This is a genomic window from Vibrio sp. SCSIO 43132 (assembly GCF_019904195.1).
GTDB lineage: Bacteria > Pseudomonadota > Gammaproteobacteria > Enterobacterales > Vibrionaceae > Vibrio > Vibrio nigripulchritudo.
Window position 1 is genome coordinate 1174730 of the sequence record NZ_CP063200.1, and the last position, 17604, is coordinate 1192333.

Annotated in this window: 16 protein-coding genes and 1 pseudogene; 5 read left to right on the plus strand and 12 right to left on the minus strand. The window is 45.2% G+C overall.

Annotated elements, in window-relative coordinates; all coding sequences use genetic code 11:
* The first annotated feature begins 151 nt into the window (after positions 1-151).
* Together INR79_RS23460 and INR79_RS23465 are read left to right on the plus strand one after the other, a co-directional pair.
* The gene (locus INR79_RS23460) at positions 152-418 is read left to right on the plus strand and encodes a hypothetical protein (RefSeq protein WP_004405757.1); all 267 of its coding nucleotides are present in this window, start codon (positions 152-154) and stop codon (positions 416-418) included.
* Positions 419-654: 236 nt separating this feature from the next.
* The gene (locus tag INR79_RS23465) at positions 655-1944 is read left to right on the plus strand and encodes a DEAD/DEAH box helicase (protein WP_223097154.1); all 1290 of its coding nucleotides are present in this window, start codon (positions 655-657) and stop codon (positions 1942-1944) included.
* Between the two features lie 90 nt (positions 1945-2034).
* On the opposite strand, the gene INR79_RS23470 is transcribed toward INR79_RS23465, so the two are convergent.
* Complete coding sequence (locus INR79_RS23470) at positions 2035-3003, minus strand: DUF6929 family protein (RefSeq protein WP_223097155.1); 969 nt, start codon at positions 3001-3003, stop codon at positions 2035-2037.
* 288 nt (positions 3004-3291) lie between these two features.
* Positions 3292-4266 carry a DUF6929 family protein gene (locus INR79_RS23475; protein ID WP_223097156.1) on the minus strand — a complete coding sequence of 325 codons (975 nt, stop codon included), beginning with the start codon at positions 4264-4266 and terminating at the stop codon, positions 3292-3294.
* Positions 4267-4506: 240 nt separating this feature from the next.
* Between INR79_RS23475 and INR79_RS23480 the strand changes: the two genes are divergently transcribed.
* Both INR79_RS23480 and INR79_RS23485 read left to right on the plus strand, forming a co-directional pair.
* Positions 4507-5871 (plus strand): DNA-3-methyladenine glycosylase 2 family protein, encoded by a 1365-nt coding sequence (locus INR79_RS23480; RefSeq protein WP_223097157.1) that lies wholly within the window; start codon positions 4507-4509, stop codon positions 5869-5871.
* Positions 5868-6353: a methylated-DNA--[protein]-cysteine S-methyltransferase gene (locus tag INR79_RS23485; RefSeq protein ID WP_022590618.1), complete on the plus strand. Its 486-nt coding sequence runs from the start codon at positions 5868-5870 to the stop codon at positions 6351-6353. The genes INR79_RS23480 and INR79_RS23485 overlap by 4 nt, the downstream gene beginning before the upstream one ends.
* Here INR79_RS23485 and INR79_RS23490 read toward each other — a convergent pair.
* From INR79_RS23490 to INR79_RS23510, 6 genes and pseudogenes are all read right to left on the minus strand, one after another.
* Positions 6333-6980 (minus strand): MBL fold metallo-hydrolase, encoded by a 648-nt coding sequence (locus INR79_RS23490; RefSeq protein WP_223097158.1) that lies wholly within the window; start codon positions 6978-6980, stop codon positions 6333-6335. The two genes, INR79_RS23485 and INR79_RS23490, sit on opposite strands and share 21 nt — an antisense overlap.
* A 98-nt stretch (positions 6981-7078) precedes the next feature.
* On the minus strand, positions 7079-7567 hold the full coding sequence (locus INR79_RS28200; protein WP_080564047.1) for a GNAT family N-acetyltransferase: 489 nt from the start codon (positions 7565-7567) through the stop codon (positions 7079-7081).
* Between the two features lie 60 nt (positions 7568-7627).
* Positions 7628-8260: pseudogene (locus INR79_RS28205) on the minus strand (lysophospholipid acyltransferase family protein); the annotation flags it as partial.
* A gap of 15 nt (positions 8261-8275) precedes the next feature.
* Positions 8276-9208: a phosphatidate cytidylyltransferase gene (locus INR79_RS23500; RefSeq protein WP_004405767.1), complete on the minus strand. Its 933-nt coding sequence runs from the start codon at positions 9206-9208 to the stop codon at positions 8276-8278.
* A complete protein-coding gene (locus tag INR79_RS23505) occupies positions 9208-9915 on the minus strand; it encodes a CDP-alcohol phosphatidyltransferase family protein (RefSeq protein WP_223097159.1) in 708 nt (235 codons plus the stop codon). Before INR79_RS23505 ends, INR79_RS23500 begins: the two co-directional genes overlap by 1 nt.
* Before the next feature lie 132 nt (positions 9916-10047).
* The gene (locus INR79_RS23510; RefSeq protein ID WP_223097161.1) at positions 10048-11730 is read right to left on the minus strand and encodes an RluA family pseudouridine synthase; all 1683 of its coding nucleotides are present in this window, start codon (positions 11728-11730) and stop codon (positions 10048-10050) included.
* A 234-nt stretch (positions 11731-11964) separates the two neighbouring features.
* Between INR79_RS23510 and INR79_RS23515 the strand changes: the two genes are divergently transcribed.
* Positions 11965-12315 (plus strand): YciI family protein, encoded by a 351-nt coding sequence (locus INR79_RS23515; protein ID WP_223097163.1) that lies wholly within the window; start codon positions 11965-11967, stop codon positions 12313-12315.
* Between the two features lie 79 nt (positions 12316-12394).
* On the opposite strand, the gene INR79_RS23520 is transcribed toward INR79_RS23515, so the two are convergent.
* The 4 genes from INR79_RS23520 to INR79_RS23535 all read right to left on the minus strand — a co-directional run bounded on the left by INR79_RS23520 (position 12395) and on the right by INR79_RS23535 (position 17545).
* Positions 12395-13846 carry a right-handed parallel beta-helix repeat-containing protein gene (locus tag INR79_RS23520; RefSeq protein ID WP_223097164.1) on the minus strand — a complete coding sequence of 484 codons (1452 nt, stop codon included), beginning with the start codon at positions 13844-13846 and terminating at the stop codon, positions 12395-12397.
* A gap of 639 nt (positions 13847-14485) precedes the next feature.
* Positions 14486-15772, minus strand: coding sequence for an RNA polymerase sigma factor (locus INR79_RS23525; RefSeq protein WP_223097165.1), 1287 nt, complete (start codon positions 15770-15772; stop codon positions 14486-14488).
* Positions 15773-15846: 74 nt separating this feature from the next.
* A complete protein-coding gene (locus tag INR79_RS23530; protein ID WP_223097166.1) occupies positions 15847-16623 on the minus strand; it encodes a UDP-2,3-diacylglucosamine diphosphatase in 777 nt (258 codons plus the stop codon).
* A gap of 148 nt (positions 16624-16771) precedes the next feature.
* Positions 16772-17545, minus strand: a complete 774-nt coding sequence (locus INR79_RS23535) for an HD domain-containing protein (protein WP_223097167.1) — start codon at positions 17543-17545, stop codon at positions 16772-16774.
* Positions 17546-17604: the final 59 nt, after the last annotated feature.

Here is a 17604-nt window from a genome sequence, read left to right on the forward strand (position 1 = left end):
ATTGATAAGAACTTCGCCTTGTTATTTCTGAATATTGGTTGCATATTTAATATTCAGTCCTTTGTATAGCCTGACTAATAAATCAATAACTGGCATTACATTGAAAAAGGAAGATTCGATACGAAACTAAAAAAACAAGAAAGGATAGGTTATGAGTAACAACAGTTGGAATAATTTTGGTGTTTTGAAGAGTGTCTCTAAAGATGACCGCTTTGTTTGGGTTTCCAATGAAGAGGGACGCCAGCTTAAAATGAGTATCGCCACTTATCAGGAAAGCGCAGAACAAGTGTATTCGAAGGCGCAGGCTTTGGTCGGAAAAAACGTAAAAATCCGGTCGAGCCAGAATTCGACCGATCTAAAGCATCTCGTTTGGTTCAACAGTATTGATAACGGTCCTTATTTGTCGTCAACTCACTAATTCCAATTCGCATTAAAAACTATTTAACCGGTCACCAGACCGGTTTTTCTTTTTAGGCGTTCAACTAGAATCACTGCGTACAAATCTAATGCACATATACTTGTAGAACCTAGCATCTTTAGGTGACTTGGGTATACTATGCCGCTAATTGAAATTTATGTACCAGTCTTGGCTGGCTATCGTCGAGAGACGACGGCTTGTCATCAAAGGTTGTCTGATCTAAGGACCTTGCTTCAATGTCATTTTCTTCTCAAGGTTTCGCTCCTGAAGTAGCGAAAGCACTTACTGAAATCGGTTACGAAAAACTCACCCCTATTCAGCAAAAAGCCATTCCTATGGCGCGAAAAGGGCACGATATTTTTGCAACTGCTCAAACAGGAACAGGTAAAACGGCTGCATTCTCTTTGCCTGTGATTCAGCACCTTCTGGATTCTGGCAAGTCGCCATCAAAAGGCACTGCACGTGGGCTTATTCTGGCTCCGACTCGTGAACTGGCTGCTCAAATTGCCGATAACATCAAGGCATACACCAAATACACAGATCTCAATGTTGCCGCGGTGTACGGTGGCAACAAAATGTCTTCTCAGATTCGTCAGCTTGAAAAGGGTGTCGATATTCTGGTTGCAACACCGGGTCGTTTGAGCGAGCACATGAACGAAGGTAATGTGTCGGTTGCCAACCTTGAGTTTCTTGTGTTTGATGAAGCTGACCGAATTCTTGATATGGGCTTCATTAACGCGGTACGTGAAATCATGATGGAAGTGGAAACTGCACCACAAATCATGATGTTCTCTGCGACAACGTCTAGCCAGCTTAATCAGCTTGCAAGCGATATTCTTCGTAAGCCAAAGCGCATTAGCGTAGACAGCGAGAATTCAACAGCAGCGACCGTTGCACACGTTGTATACCCAGTGGATCAGGAACGTAAAACAGAACTGCTTTCTGAACTGATTGGTCGCAAAAACTGGCAACAGGTGCTGGTGTTTGTGAACTACAAAGAAACCGCAAACGAGATCGTTAAAGAACTGAAACTCGATGGCATAAAAGCGGTACTTTGCCATGGCGATAAAGCGCAAAGTGCTCGTCGCCGTGCGTTAGATGAGTTTAAAGAAGGCAAAGCGCGAGTGATGGTTGCAACAGATGTTGCTGCTCGTGGTCTCGACATTGAAAGCCTGCCTCATGTAATCAACTACGACATGCCATTTCTTGCTGAAGACTATGTGCACCGTATTGGTCGTACAGGTCGCGCTGGCAAACAAGGGCATGCGGTTTCTTTTGTAAGTCGTGAAGAAGAACTGACTCTGGTTCAGGTAGAAAACCTAATCAAACAACGTATCCGCCGCGTTGAACAACCGGGATACGAGCCGAAACGTCGCGATGCTTACGTTCAGAAGCTTAACAGCAAAGATGCGTTCAAACATCGTCGCGGACGCACCAATAACCCAGACGAACCAAAAGATCAGGCGTCTGCGGAGCGTCGCTTGTCTATGATGAATCGAATCAAAGCGCGTCGCGGTAAGAATTAAGCTGAACAGATACAGAAAGTAAAGAGCCTCCAGATGGAGGCTCTTTTGTTATAACCAGAGTATTGTAGAAACTCTGGGCTATAGGAGACGTTATTGAGTCAGGCGGAATTTAAAGAACTCACTGGTGCCATCGTCATTATCACTGGCTAATACACCTTTAACAGCAAGCTGGTCGCTGGTTGTAAGAGAAACCGACTCAACTTTAGTAATCACCTGCTTACCTCTGATGGATACCGGTTTTGCCACTTTGGTTAGGTCGAGTGTGGTTCCTGACTCCAGTTGATTGATCGGAAATGATCCGACAAAGCTGCCAAGAATTTCACCATCGTTGTAAGCATCACCAGTTGCTTCTACCGAAGCAGTAAAGACCAGTCTGTCGGTTTGTTCCCAATAGGTTGCACCAGACAAGCCCGCTTCAAATCCACCCACTTCCGGTAACTGAATTTTGTTGACTCCGAGGTTAGCGATCTTGTCTGTTTTGCCTGTCAGGTAATCTTCAAACTGTTGTGTGGGGACGGTAAAAATAACGTTGGAACCCCCGTTACCGCGGTTGAGAATAAAAATCGTCCCATTTGAAGCGGCAAGCCCTTCAATATTAAGTTCCTCTACGCCAAAATCGCGGCTTGCTCGGTAAAGCTGGGCGTATAGAGGCTCTAATGATCTTTCGATTCTCAACGCTTTATCCTGGCTGACGACAAATGCCCACTCGCGAACGCCAGCTTTGCTACCAGATCCCAACATGACAAAAGAAGGCTTGCCGTTGATGTCGAGCAATTCCATCGCCTCAAAATCGGGCTTCACCTTCTTCACGATTCGACCATTGTCTTGAACGGGGTAGTGCTTGATCAGATCCTTATCGGCAATTCGGAAATTGAGTCCAATCTTGTAAAGCCATGGGGAGTCGTCGCCAACGGCATAAACCATATCTTCGGTATAAACGATGCCGGATGCGGAAGGAAACTCTGTATTTTGTTTTGGTACTGTGACGGTAAGTTCAGCGGAAGAAGCCGCGAAAGGAATAGCCAGACTGAGAGCTGTGAGTAGAAGTCCTTTTTTCACATTAAATCCTTGATGTGTTTGAATGCATATCGCTGAAATTTAGCACTGCGTTCCAAAACTCACCAGTCGATGAAGTAAAAGGTATTGTTAAATAAATAGAAATATGAATTTAATCACAATCGGCAATGACAGATTTCGAATTGATACATTCGGCATGAAGGGCAATTCGCCTTGTGGTTGAAAGAAGAGTGTTGAGCTATATATGAAATTAATTGAGCTGATTGGGTTTCTGGATTGTCAATAAAACCGTTGACGAAATAAAACGTCAACGGCTTTAATCAAAGAAGGCTATTTAGTCAGTGAGAAGGAGAAGAATTCACTGGTGCCATCGTCATTGTCGCTTGCCAATACACCACGAATAGATTCTGGTGTGCTCACCGTAATTGAAACAGATTCAACCTTTGTGATGACAGGCTTGTCATTTTTGTCGATGGATTTTGCGTAGCTGCTTAAGTCTGTAGATTTACTTTCGCTAAGTTTACCTACAGGCACGTAACCAACGAAGCTACCAAGAATTTCGCCATCGTTGTAAGCGTCACCCGTTGCCTCGACCGATGCGGTAAACACAAGGCTATCGGTTTCATTCCAATAAGTAGCGCCAGACAGACCCGCTTCAAAGCCTTGAACATTAGGCAGGGTAACGTGGTAAGTACTCAACTCTTCGATCGCGTCTTGCTTACCCAGTAGGTACTCTTCAAACTCAACTAACGGCATACCGAAGATAATGTTGGAACCACCGTTTCCACGGTTGAAGATGTATGCCGTATCTTCAGATACCGCCAAGCCTTCAATGTTAAGCTCCTGGTTACCACTAAAGCCACTCGCGCGATAAAGCTGCTTGTAAAGTGGTGCCAGATAACGTTCGATTTTCACGCCTTTATCCTGGCTGATAATGTAAGCCCACTCACGAACGTCTGCCTTACTGCCAGAGCCAAGTACAACAAGGGAAGGGCGCTCGTTAATGTCCATTGCCTCCATCGCTTCGTAGTCTGGTTTCACTTTTTTCAGGATTCGCCCGTTATCACCAATCGGGTAATGCTTGATCAAATCCTGACTCAGAATATTGAAATCCAAATCCATGTTGTAAAGCCAAGGCGAGTCGTCTCCTACGGCAAAGAGTTTGTCGCCTTCTACAACCACACCTGAAGCAGATGGGAAAGAGGTATTCAGAAGCGGGTCAGAAACCTCGATAGTGGAAGCGAAAGCAGGTGCAGCAACTGTTGCACTGATCATCATGGCGAGGAGGTTGTTTTTGATTTTCATAAAAAAATACTCGTTTCTTATATAGTTATGGTGGTCAGAATGTATCACTGAGTATTCATATCAACTAGTTGAACATTAAGGTTAGCGAATGCAATTTCGTAATTTAGGATTCACTTCACGGGAAATAAGCAATCTGTGTATGGAGTGTAAAATTCTCGTAGCCATTTGGTTCCGAAAATGGCTAGTTTAAGTTGATAAATGGCGTACACTGGCTTCACGCAGTTAAAGGAAATCAGGTAAATGGACATTCAGCCCTTAACCATCGAAGAGTGTAAGAAAGCCAGAATGGCACGAGACCATCGATTTGATGGTCGATTTTTTGTGGCCGTGAAAACCACTGGCATATTCTGCCGCCCAATTTGTCCTGCGAATCTGCCACAGGAAAAAAATGTGACTTATTACTTCGATCAGGCACAGGCGCTACAGGCAGGCTACCGACCTTGCTTGCGTTGCCGACCGGATAGCGCACCCAGTTCTTGGGCATGGAAAGGCGCAGAAACGTCGTTCCAGAGAGCAATCAAACTGATCGAGCAAGGCGCGTTGCAAACTCATGGGATAACGGGGCTCTCAGATCGGTTAGGTATATCAGACCGGTATCTGCGGAAGCTTTTTGATAAGTATCTGGGCATGTCACCAAAACAATATGCCCAGTATCATCAGTTGATGTTCGCTAAGCAATTGCTGCACGAAAGCTCTGTGAGTGTCAGTGACATCGCTTTTGCCAGTGGCTTTAACAGTGTTCGACGTTTTAATGATGCATTTAAAACGCTGCTAAAACTTACCCCGTCACAAGTGAGAAAATCAGAAGACATGGAAGCACAAACCAATCAGGTTCGGCTGGGCTTTAAAGTCCCGCTGCATTGGGAGCATATGCTCAATTTTTATCGCATGCGGGTAATTCACGGAGTTGAAGACGTCGGTGATAATTTCTATGCCCGTCATTTTGAACTTAATGGTCACAAGGGCTGGTTTAAGGCTACGGTAGAATCAAAACAGCTCATGCAGGTTGAGTTTGAATTGGAAGAGATTACAGACTTAAAACCACTGGTGCTTAAGTTGAGAAGAATGTTCGATCTGGATGTCAACATATCGGAAGTTGAGCAACACCTTAGCAAAGCAGCCCCAACCTTGGTGCAGGAATCGGGTATTCGAATTCCTGGAGTCTGGAGCCCCTGGGAAGCGGGTGTTCGCGCCATTTTAGGACAACAGGTTTCAGTGAAAGCGGCAATTGGTCAGCTAAACCTTCTGGTTTCAACGTTGAATAGCAGTTCTGACAAGTTGTATTTTCCCACGCCAGAGCAAGTTGCTGAGGCGGATCTTAGTTTTCTGAAAATGCCGAATAGCCGAAAAGAAACTCTACATCGATTTGCCCACTACATTGTTGAACACCCCGATGCAGATCCTAAAGAATGGATCGAGATAAAAGGGGTAGGACCTTGGACAATTAACTATGCCCAGTTAAGAGGGCAATCACTGACCGACTGTTTTTTATCCGGAGATCTGGTGGTTAAAAAAGCGATGGAACACCATCCGGATATGACGCAAGAAAATGTTGCCCCTTGGGGAAGTTACGCTACCTTACATTGCTGGAATACACCATTATGAAAAACGCTAACGTATACACCATTATGCCAAGCAAACTTGGCGACGTGACTCTACAAGCCAATGACGAGGGTTTATTAGGCATTTGGTTTGAAACCTGCACCACCAAACCGGATGAACTCGGAACTGAGCAGGCTAGTCATCCCGTCTTGAAACAAGCCAGCGTCGAGCTTAGTGAATATTTCGACGGCAACAGGCAGTCATTTGATGTGCCATTGGCTGCGAAGGGTACAGACTTTCAGAAACAAGTCTGGAAAGCGCTGACCACCATTCCTTTTGGTGAAACCTGGAGTTATCAGGAGCTTGCCAATGCCATAGGTAACCCCAAAGCCGTAAGAGCAGTAGGGCTGGCGAATGGCAAAAACCCGATATCAGTGATCGTGCCTTGCCATCGGGTGATTGGAAAAAGCGGTAAGCTGACGGGCTACGCGGGTGGTTTGGAGCGCAAGCAAGCTCTGCTTAAATTAGAGGGAATCGATGTGTAATTTAAGTCGGTTAATTTCACCGTCGATAGCTGATACCCACTCGTCATAAGTGGGTTCGACTAAGCCTATTTTTCCTATAAATCCGCTGCTCATTACCACATTGGGTTTTACGGAGCGAAGTTTCTTTAAGCTTTGAATTGCTGAATCTTCGCTTCCGCCAAAGCTGTGGATAATGAATGTCGTCCAACGTCCATCCCATTGGAAAAACGTATCACCTGTAAACAAATAGGTAAGTCCATGTGGAGAGTGATAGATATAACATACGCTGCCATCGGTATGACCCGGAGTGAACAGCACTTCAATATCTTCAAACCTTGTGTCTTTTAATTCTAAAAGCTGGTCTGCCTTTGCATACTGGCTGATAGCATCGGATTCAGCTTCAGAATAGAGGAGTTGAGAGTCAAATCGCTTTCGAATTCTCTCTAGAGAAGGTCCTGCTTCATCTCGGTGTGTAAGCAGTTGATAGCGGATACCGCCAAGTTCTTCAATATGCTGTAGCTCGTCGTTATCGCCAGTATTGTAAAAAAGAATATTGCCGTTCGGGCGTGTCAAAAGATAAGCGTAGCTGTTAACCATTCCACCGTCATAAAGGGCGGTTTGCCATAAATCGGGATATAACTTTTTCATCGTCTCAGTCCTTGAGTTGTATACAGCAAGTCTTCATAGTTGGAAGGCTTGCTGTACATAATATACCCTTGTGGAACGATGAAGTTTGAGGCAATGCCTCACATTTCCGTTTTTAATATGGCGTAAAAATACTCGTCCCACCATTCTCCGTTCGAGCGCTGAATACACTGCTTAAAGTGTCCTTCACGGCGCATGCCTAGCTTTTCCATTAGCTGATAAGAGGCAGTATTTTCTGGCTGGCACGTCGCGACGATACGTTGAATATTCATTTTGGCAAAGCCATGTTCCATCAGCGCTTTCGCCGCTTCGAACGCATATCCTTTCTTTTGCGAGTCTGGATGAATCACCCAGCCAATTTCATAGGTGTAGTCGTTAAAAGTGGGGTGGAAATGAATATGCCCGATTGCGGTATCGCTCTTGTTTTCAATTAAAGAGTAGGCGACAGGAGATGTTTCCAGTTGCTCCTCCAGCCAGGCGTCAACTTTGGCTTCGTCATAAATGCCATCTGGTAGATATTGAGCAACATTCGGGTTGGAAAGGTAACCGAGTAAGTCTTCTTTATCTTCGGGTGCGACAGGGCGAATCATGAGCCTTTCCGTTTTAACCACTAAGTCCGGTTGGTTGAATTCCAGTGCTTTGTTTTTGTCTCGAGTCAGGCAGTGCTCTGACAGCTCTGTAAAGGACTCGATAATGGTATCCAGAAACGTATCCGCACTGTCAGATCTAGGAAGAGGCTCTCCGATGATGCAGTCACAGTTAAAGGGTACGGGAATCTTGCTGCCTTTTGGCATCGCTTTGCCCAAACCGTGCATCATTACAGGGATGATAGACGTCTCGGGGTGCTGATCCACCAGATAGAATATCCCCTTTTTCAACTCGCTGAATTCTTCTGGGTTGCCTCTGCTTCCCTCAGGAAAAAGAATGAGAATGTCGCCGTTATGAATGGCTTTGTGGCACTCGTCGAACAGAGCGTTTCTGTCGGACTTTCCTTGCCTGTCCAGAGCCAGAATGCCAATACAAACGTTAGCAAACCAAGCTTTGAATCCACCTTGTTCGAGAAAATAATCGGCAGCGGCAACAGGTCGAATTTTGTGAATTTGTGAAAGAGGGAACAGGCTCATGAGCACTAAGGTATCTAAGTGACTATTGTGATTCGCAATCACCACATATCCTCCCTGACCCGGCAGGTTTTCCCTTCCTCTGGTGTTCAAGCCGATCACCACCAGCACAAACGGCTTCACTACCAGAGCAAAGAACAATACTTTTATTAGTCGGTTCATCTTCTTTGTTCCTTGTTAGTAATGAAGGTAGTAGAGCAGATGGAAAAACAGCGGGGAGGTGAAGGTGAGGCTATCAAGACGATCCAGAACACCGCCATGACCCGGAATCAGAGTACCGCTGTCTTTGATTTGCAAATCACGCTTCACAGAAGAAATCACCAGATCCCCAACAAAGCCAGAGAAGGCAATCAAGGCACCTGCCAGCAACCCCTGAGCATGAGAAAACGGCGTCAAAAACGGGGCGATCAATGCGCTCATCAATGAGATGGTAACAACGCCTCCAATGAATCCTTCCCATGTTTTATTGGGGCTAACTTTGGGAACAATTTTGTGCTTACCCAGAGATTTCCCCCAGACATATTGCGAAACGTCATTCAATTGGGTCATAAACAGCAGAAAGAGGATAGGACCAATGTGACCCGCTTCTGGGTTCTTCACCGGAAGCACTAACAGATAAGCAATGTGGCTGATACACAAAACCGTAAGCATCATTGCCCAGTGGATGACACCAGCAGAGTGGATAAACCCTTTAGTGTCTCCCAGCAAAACCATTCGCATAGGCAGAAACAGGAAGACGTACACCGGAATGAAGATCAGGAACATTCCGTACCATTCATATCCTACCCAGAGGTACTGAAGTGGGATGGCAATGTAAGCCCATAAAATCACTCGGCGATCGGCCAATCGGGTGGGAATGATCGACAGGAATTCTTTTAGTGCCAGAAAACTTACAAACCCAAAAAAGGCGATGGCAGCATTTTTACTTAGGATAAGAACAAAGAACACCAATCCAATTATCCACCACCAAGAGGTGATGCGTTGGCTCAGCTCCGTATAGTCTTTGTCGGGGTGTTTAACCTGTTTAAACCAGCAAACCAAGGTGCCTATGCAGAGTAGCGCCAGCACCAACGCCATGACGTAGAAGGAGTGTTGAGGAATTCCAAACATTATTGTTCCTCTGCGCTATTTTCTTTTGATGGCGTACTTTGTGGCCGATTCTCCAGATACAGATAGGCGGCGCGTGCTCTTCTTACTAAGGTGATCACACAACCCAAATTGACCACCACCAAAACGGTGAGGAAAACAGCTCCTTGTGGCAGCCAGATTTGCTCCCAAATGGTGGCAATCGTCCCAAATGTAACCAGCGCCATTCTGTGCTGTTTTGCCATTGGTCCACGAAAATCGGTTTTGCTGCCGATTGCGGTGGCAAGGGTACGAACATAAGCCGTTCCAACTGCCAGCAATGCCGCGAGCCAACCCAAGTGAATCGCGTATGGGTAAAGCTGGATAAGGGAATACCCCAGTGCAATGAAAATAAGGGAGTCAGCGATGCGATCGGGAATGTCGTTAAACAGTTCGCCAGAAGGTGTACTTTTACCGCCTTCTACTGCCACCATGCCGTCAAAAAGATTGCAAAGCAGGCGACACTGAATAAACAGAGCAACACAAACTAATAGCGTATTAACCAGCCATGTTTGAGGCGCAAAAGATTGAGCTATTAAAGCGGCTGAAGCCAATGCTGAAAACACAACACTGGCGATGGATATTTGATTAGGAGTGACGGAACGGCGGGCAAGCCAGGCAGCGATTTTCCTGCTGATCCCAACCTGGCGAACTTTTAACGGGCGACGCCCTTCGATTTCTTCTGATGACACAGTATCTTCCATGCAACTTGTTTGGTTGGATTATAAACATTGAACATACTGTATAGGCTTTAAATCCCTAATAATCAGAGGTTTTTCACAAACTTAGGAAGCCTGTTCCGAAAGAAACGATTAAATAAAGGTTTAAAAGTCAGCATCAACCTGAAACTCCATGGGTTCTTTGGAGTAGGGGTGATCAAAAGCAAGCCATTCGGCGTGTAAGTGAAGGCGGTTCTCTTTAATGCCATACAGATCGTCACCGACGATTGGCATATGCAGTCCTTGTTGGTGAGCACAATGAACTCTGAGCTGGTGGGTTCGCCCGGTTTTTGGGTACAAACGGACTTTAGTACGCGACCCGAATCGCTCCAGTACTTCCCATTTAGTTTCGGCGGGTTTTCCGTGTTCATAGCAGACGAGCTGGCGAGGGCGATCGTCAGGATCACCGCGCATCGGCAGATGAATTTCTCCATTGTCGCTTTCGGGAGAGCCTTCTATCAGTGCCACATATCGCTTTTGAACATGTCGGGTAATGAACTGTTTTTGCAGGCTTTTGTTTGCTCGCTTAGTCAAAGCAAAAACCAGAATGCCCGAGGTAGACATGTCGAGCCGATGAATCACAAACGGACCTTCTACATCTGGGAAACGTTCTTGCAAGCGGTGGTAAACCGAATCCTGAATAAAACGACCGGGTACAGAGAGAAACTCCGAAGGCTTGCTGACGACAACGATGGCTTCGTCCTGATAGAGGATGTCGATTTCTTTCCCTTCTGCCGGGTTTTTTAGCAGTGGGTTTTCATCCATTTCCATGCCTTCCAGCATGTGACCTAAAATCGGATGGCACTTGCTTTGGCAGGCAGGGTAATATTTTTTATGCTGGCGAACTTCCGATTTTGGTGAAACGCCCCACCAAAACTCCGCAATAGCGACCGGCTTTAACTGGTTAGCAAACGCGTAGTGCAAAAGTTTAGGTGCAGCGCATTCGCCAGAACCAGCGGGTGGAATTGGGTTGGTCGTCTGAGAGAATATATCGAGCAGTGACTTTTCGTCACCCGCCTGATTTAAGAAGCGGTACTGATCAAACAGCTTGTTTTGCAGTGCGGCAGACAGCGCTTTGCGTTTTTCTTTCAATGCTTCCAGTTCGGCAGTTAGGGCGTCTAAATTCTGCTGCACTTCATCAATTCGTTGTTGCCACTTGAGTTTCAAGTGCTTCTGTTGGTTCTTTTCCGCAACACTCTGTTTGCCAAGTTCTTCCTTAAGCGCATCCAGTTCGTCACCTTTCAGAGTGTTTTCTGCTTCGGCTCTCAGTGCTTTTCTGTTGGCTCGTCCGGCAATCATTTTCTGGCGCTGCTTTTCAAGCTCGATTTCTGATTGTTTTTTGAGTTCTGACAGGCTTTCGGCAAACACGCCAAAATCGGGATTCACCTTAAGTGCATCCACCTGGGTGTTTACCTTGGTCACTTCATCCATTTCAGCCTGAACGAAACTGTCGTCTGCCAGCCAGTCGTACACCGGTGGAACAAAACCCGGAAGATGGTTGCTATCCGCTACTTTGCCGGAGAATGCTGATAAATAGCCCAGTTCGCCAAGTTCATTCTGAACCAGCAGAATACCGAACATTTTGCCTTTGCCAGTAGATGGATCGTCGCCCAAACCAAAGTCGTGTACCCAGTCGGTCTGAGTTTGAATATGTGCCTGAAGCTCTTGCGAAGCCAGTTCACAAAGCGGATGAGGTTGGTAATAAAACGGAAACGTAAACCGTTCGGGTAGGGAATAGCCTTCAATGGATGACTGGAATCGGGTGAAGTAAGAAACAGCAGAAGACATATTCGCTTATATACTCATAGTAACAATGAGCGGTGGATTTTACGGAATTGCAGGCAAAAGTACAGATGAGCGCAATAGCCTATTTATTCAAGAAGCTGAAAATTAAGAAAAAATGAAAAAATCGAAATTTTTTTAGAAAAAGTGTCCTCGAGCGGAAGTGTGGTTCGTCTAGTAAGTAGCTAACTGATTCAGGTTAGTTCTAACAATAAAAGTGTATTTAACAAGGAGAAAACAATGAGTAATTACATGTTGATTTATGTTGGTGGCGATCCCGAATGGGCAACAAACACTACACCTGCGGATATGGAAGCCGCGATGCAAGCCTGGACTGACTGGATGGAAAAACTAAGAGCGAAAGATCAACTGGTCGATGGTGGAGATCCGCTAAATTACGGTGGCAAACGTGTAAATGCCGATGGTGTAGTAACGGATATTGCCGCGATTGAGTTTAAAGAGCTGGTGTCTGGCTACTCGATTGTGAAAGCAGAAAGCTATGATGAAGCGGTAGAAATCACTAAAACTTGCCCGATCTTTAATCATCCCGGCTGTTCTGTGGAAATCCGTGAAATTATGCAAATGGGCTAACCTGTCATTCCTGCCTTATTTAACGCCCAGACACGCAGAGTGTCTGGGCTTTTTTGTCGTTTTAGATAGTGACTTGCCTCTAATCCTTACTCATTATGCGTGCCCAATTGTTGCTTCTTACGCAAACATAAGTGGCGATCGAGTACTCGATTTGGACAATGCCTAAATGAGCAGCGTTGCCATTTATTTTGTCACTGCCTTTTCCGTAAACTTTAATGGGTTTATCACTCTCATTAGCTATGGTCTGTTGTCTGCCCGTAACACATTTGGTGAGTTTGACCGAAGCATTATTTGCGCCCGCAGTACTTACTGTATTGACCGTAGAGGTTAAAAGTTTGGCGTTTGATCGACCGCCACCCGAATATGCCGTTATGCCAGTTACTGTCGGTTGGGTATCGGGAATGTCGTTCACGCCGACCACACTGTATCCTTCGGTAGGCTCCTGTCCTTTTGTTGGTGCTACCGTATAGGATCCATCAGGATTTGAGCTACTGAACTTTCCAGATGTTGCCATTCCGGCTATCGAAATGTTTTTGTTCGTGCCCCCATAAGCAATGATGTATTTAGGTGTAAACACACCGATGCCTCCATCATCTTGTCCAACTGTGCTGGTACTGCCCGTGATGCTAATATTGCTGGAATTGTACATATCAATCTGAGCATCATTACCTGCATTGTTTATCGAGCCATTCCGGTTGAACGAACTGTTTGATATTGTCATGCTTTCCACGCCAATCAGTACAATCCCCGGACCGTGGTTGCGATCGAAAAAGCTGTTTGAAATTGAATTTTGCGCTGTTCCACCGTAGCTGGATATCCCTGGTCCTTCATTCCATTCGAAGCGCGTGTTAACTATTGTGTTGGCGTTGGCTCCAGCCCCTAAGTACAGCCCAATATTACTGTTATTGGCAAAATCGCCGTTTACCACAAACGAGTCAACAAGGTTTGCGACGCCAATTTCATTGCCGCCAAAAGTACTGTTGGTTATGTGTGCACTGCTGGTGTATGAATCGATGCTCTGGTTTTGACCTGAGCCGCCAATTCCGTTTTTGCATCCCACGATGGTCACATCCTGGACGGTTAACTGATTACTTCCTCCGGATATACCATTCATGGTTTGTCCACCACAATCAATGGTAATACCCTCAATGCCTGCACCAACACTGACGTAGCTGGCATCAATTATTGAAGGTTCCGTTCTGTTTCCACTTCCCCCGATCAAAACAGGTTTTAACGCTTCGTCATAGGGGGAGCTACCCTGGTACTTCACCATGCCATACTGAACGCTTCCAAAGCCGATAAGTCGGTTCCCTTCGTTCATTTTTACGTCGGCAACCTTAAAAGCTTTTCCCGGTTCGACCCAGCATACCTGGTTATTACTGAGGCAATCGTTAAATGCACTAGTATCATCAGTAATACCATTTCCTACCGCACCATAATCCATAACATTGGCGCTAGCCGGACCAGAGGCGTGTGTGGGAGTGGTTAATAAAAATGAAACTAACGCAATTGGGATAAATTTATTATTCATGCGTGGCTCCTAAATAAAAGTATCAGCCGTTTAAATTAAATAATCGGCGACTTTAATGAGATAAATTTGAGCTCAAGGAAAAGCTATTTTTCAGGTAAGGTTTGTCTAATAAAGGTGACGACCTGAAATATATAGATACCCTAACTTCTGATAACAGTTGGGCACGTATATAGCCAGTCAAATTGAGCTTAGTGTATACTCAAGTGACCTCAATGTGCAGGATTCAGAGCCTCATATTCTGTTCCAATTCAAGGAAAGAAACGCAGCGGAATGACTCGTCCTTTCCAAGTTTTTTGACGAAGAAGTGGGACAGAATATGGGCTCCCAAGGGCGAGTTTAACTGGCTTTCATACTGCGTTACCGATTCTTGATTTAGAACCACTAGATCTTCAAATCGGTGTCTTGTCTGAAAACCATTTAATTCTCGCTGAACCTAGCATCTTGAGGTTACTTGAGTATATGAACCGCATATGAAATTTATTTGAATTCTTTAATGGGAATTAAATAAATCCACGATTTGATAATATCAACGCCAAGGTCGTTTATCTGTTTTAAAAATGAAAATAGATGGGCTTTTATTGAATTTTTAGCGAGGATTTATTTCTTTTAAGTATCTTATTTAAGAAAGGAGGAAGACGTTTATTTCTGCGACGTGTTTTTAGGTTCCACTTTTAATAAATGGTCCAGTTGTTGCCTCATCAATTGTTGCTCATGTGGTGTTCCGCCTTTTTTTCCAGACGATTTAGCGTAAGCCAGTGCCTTGTCTTTATCGCCTGCCATGGCGTACAAATGAGCAAGTGTCGCATCCAGCATATGCGTTTTGGACAGAACAGGCGATTTCCCCAAATTGCCTACAACGCCGATAGCCTGTTCGGAGAACCCCGCATAGCCCAGCGCAACCGCAAGGTTAAGTCGTGCAACATCGGAATCTGTTTGCTCCACCAAGTCCTTGTACAGCTCAACAATGTCAAACCAACAGGTATCTTCAAAATGCGCACTGACGCAGTGTTTCTCGGCAATGCTGGCTTCGAGAAAAAATCGACCTTTTCGTGGGTCGCGGTAAGCTTTGGCAACAGCCAGCATCTGGCAACCTGCGGCGATGTAATGTTGATTCCACAACCTGCGATTCTGCAGATTGAGCGGGATAAGAGAATCGTGTTCATCCAAACGAGTGTCAATGCGCGCAAGGTGAAAATGCATCAGTGCAAAGAGGGATAAGGTTTCTTTATTCGGCAGAGTAGGGTGCTCAATGACCAGCTTGAGTAAAGCAATGGCATCGATACAGAGCTCTTTTCGAATGGCGGATTTGTGGTCGGTAGAATGAAATCCTTCATTGAAAAGTAAATAAACCACCGTATGTACGCGTTCGATCACCTGTTGGTAATCCGCTTCATTAGGCAGCTGATCGGGCAGTTCTTTTAGTTGCTGTTTAGTGCGAAGCAGACGTTTCTTCACTGTTTCTTCAGGCAGCAACAAAGCACTGGCAACAGCCCTGTTATTAAAACCGCACAGCGCTTTGAGAATAAAAGGAATCTGATTCTGAGGCTTAATGTCTGTCGTGCAGCTTAGAAAAATTAACCGGAGTTGTTCATCCCGAATAAAGGGTTCGTGAAAGGATTCTTCTACCGAATGGCTCATTGTCCATTCACTTTCCAGAAAATCGGAAAGCTGTTCAGAAAGCTTAATTTTATTCTTTTGAGAACGGATAAGGTCGATGGCGCGGTTTTTCGCCGTCTGAATCAACCACGCTTTCGGATTATCGGGCAAACCATCATTTTGCCAGCGAAGCAGCGCCGTGTTGAACGCTTCATGCATCATATCTTCCGCAAGATCGATATTATGATTACCGAAAATCCGAATAAGAGAAGCCAGTATTTTTGGCGACTCAGCTCGGTAAAGTGAAGATAGGGTGCTTTCAACATTCATTTATTCAGGCTCTCGGTGACTAACCACTAAATGATAGTTTATCAGAGCCTTAGTGACATAGATGAGAATGGCACTTATGCAGCTGCGGCAATCTTGGACACAGATGCCACATGCTTAGGCCAATAGATCAGTTCCATACTGGCGTCGTGGTGTTCGACAAAAACAGTGCAGTTCTCTATCCAGTCACCGTCGTTGACATAAACCATCTCACCTCTGTGTACCACTTCCGGGTAATGAATGTGCCCACAAACGATGCCGTCGTAACCGTTTTTCTCGGCATAGTTCAGCCCTGCTTCCTGATAGCGAGTAATGGCCTGACTGGCTTTGGGAATACGCTCTTTGATGTAGTTGGAAAGAGAAAAGTACTCCATTCCCAACATGGTTCGAAACTTATTTGACCAACGGTTGATGAACAGCAAAAGGTCGTAAAGAACATCTCCTAATGTTGCCTGCCATTTTCCCAGACACACTTCAGAATCGAACTGATCGCCATGACACACCAGAAAGCGTTTTCCCGAGAGCGATGTAAAATCGGCGAAAGGCAGAATTTCTACTCCCGCAAAGAACTGCTTAATGTAACGCCGCATGGCAGCGTCGTGGTTACCCGGAATATAGATAACCCGCGTTCCGCTTTGCTGCAACTTAATAATTCGGTGGACAACTTTGTGGTGGCTGGATGGCCAGAACATGCGTTTTCGAAGGGACTGGAGGTCGATAATGTCACCGACCAGATAGAGGGTATCGGCTTGGCAATTTTTCAGAAGGTCGAGGAGGTAATCCGCTTTGCAATCTTTAAACCCTAAGTGAAGGTCTGAGATAAACATACTTCTGACATCAAGTTTGTGCTTCATATTAACCTGCTTGAAGTCGTAACAATGTTTCTAGGTAATAACTTAGGAAGCTCAAATGACAGTCCAGTTAATGATTGATGATGCTTTGTTGAAATGTTCGCGTTTCGCTTTCATTGTCACCAACCTCTCCCCAATGAATTGAACTAACCTAGGTTGTGACTATTGAACTGTCCAACGGGTTTCTCTGAACAAGCTTCTTGAAACCACAACAAGACAGTATCCCAGCGTGAGAACACGAGTGGTGAGGAACGTTAACAATGGTGTCTAAAATATGCGGTTGGAATTCATCACGTGGAAAGCGATTGTTCAGCTTAGCGATTTGATCTTTAGGGAATAAAAAGTGGTAGGCACCAATGACGTCAAGTGTTGCCCCTTTTTGTAAGCAAATGGATTCAATGCTATTTCCTCTTGAAGAAAGGTACGGATTGAGGTGCTTTGAAATAGCCTCATAGAGTTCGATGCGCCAAGATTCTCTGTACTCGAATTGCTCAGCCAGATCATAGGCTGCTCTCGCTCCCGAAACAGCAAAGCTGGTATGACGGGCTTGCTCTTTGTAGTTTTCGGTTAAACCTATGTCGTGCATCAATGATGCGACATACAACAGTTCCAAATCCGGTTTCTGGTTTTTGAACTGCGCAAACATGGCTCCAAAATAATAGGTACGCAAGCAATGCAGGTAGAGTTCTGGTTCACAACTTTGTACAGAAAGCTGCATCGCCTTTTTAGCCAGTAGGGTGTCTGGTTCTGGAATACTCGACAGATTTATTCTTGATATAGCTTTTCGGTGACCCCCACAGAAACGTATGAGGCGCTGAATGGTTTCGTGACACTGCCCCTTGATAAGCAAACCATAAAACTGCCATTTGTCTTTACCCAGTAGGATCCCGTTTGTCGATTCACTCCATTTGTAATCACTGATCATTATTTCTCCCTAAAACAAGTCACTTGCATTTTGAAAGTGACAATCTTATATGGCAGACT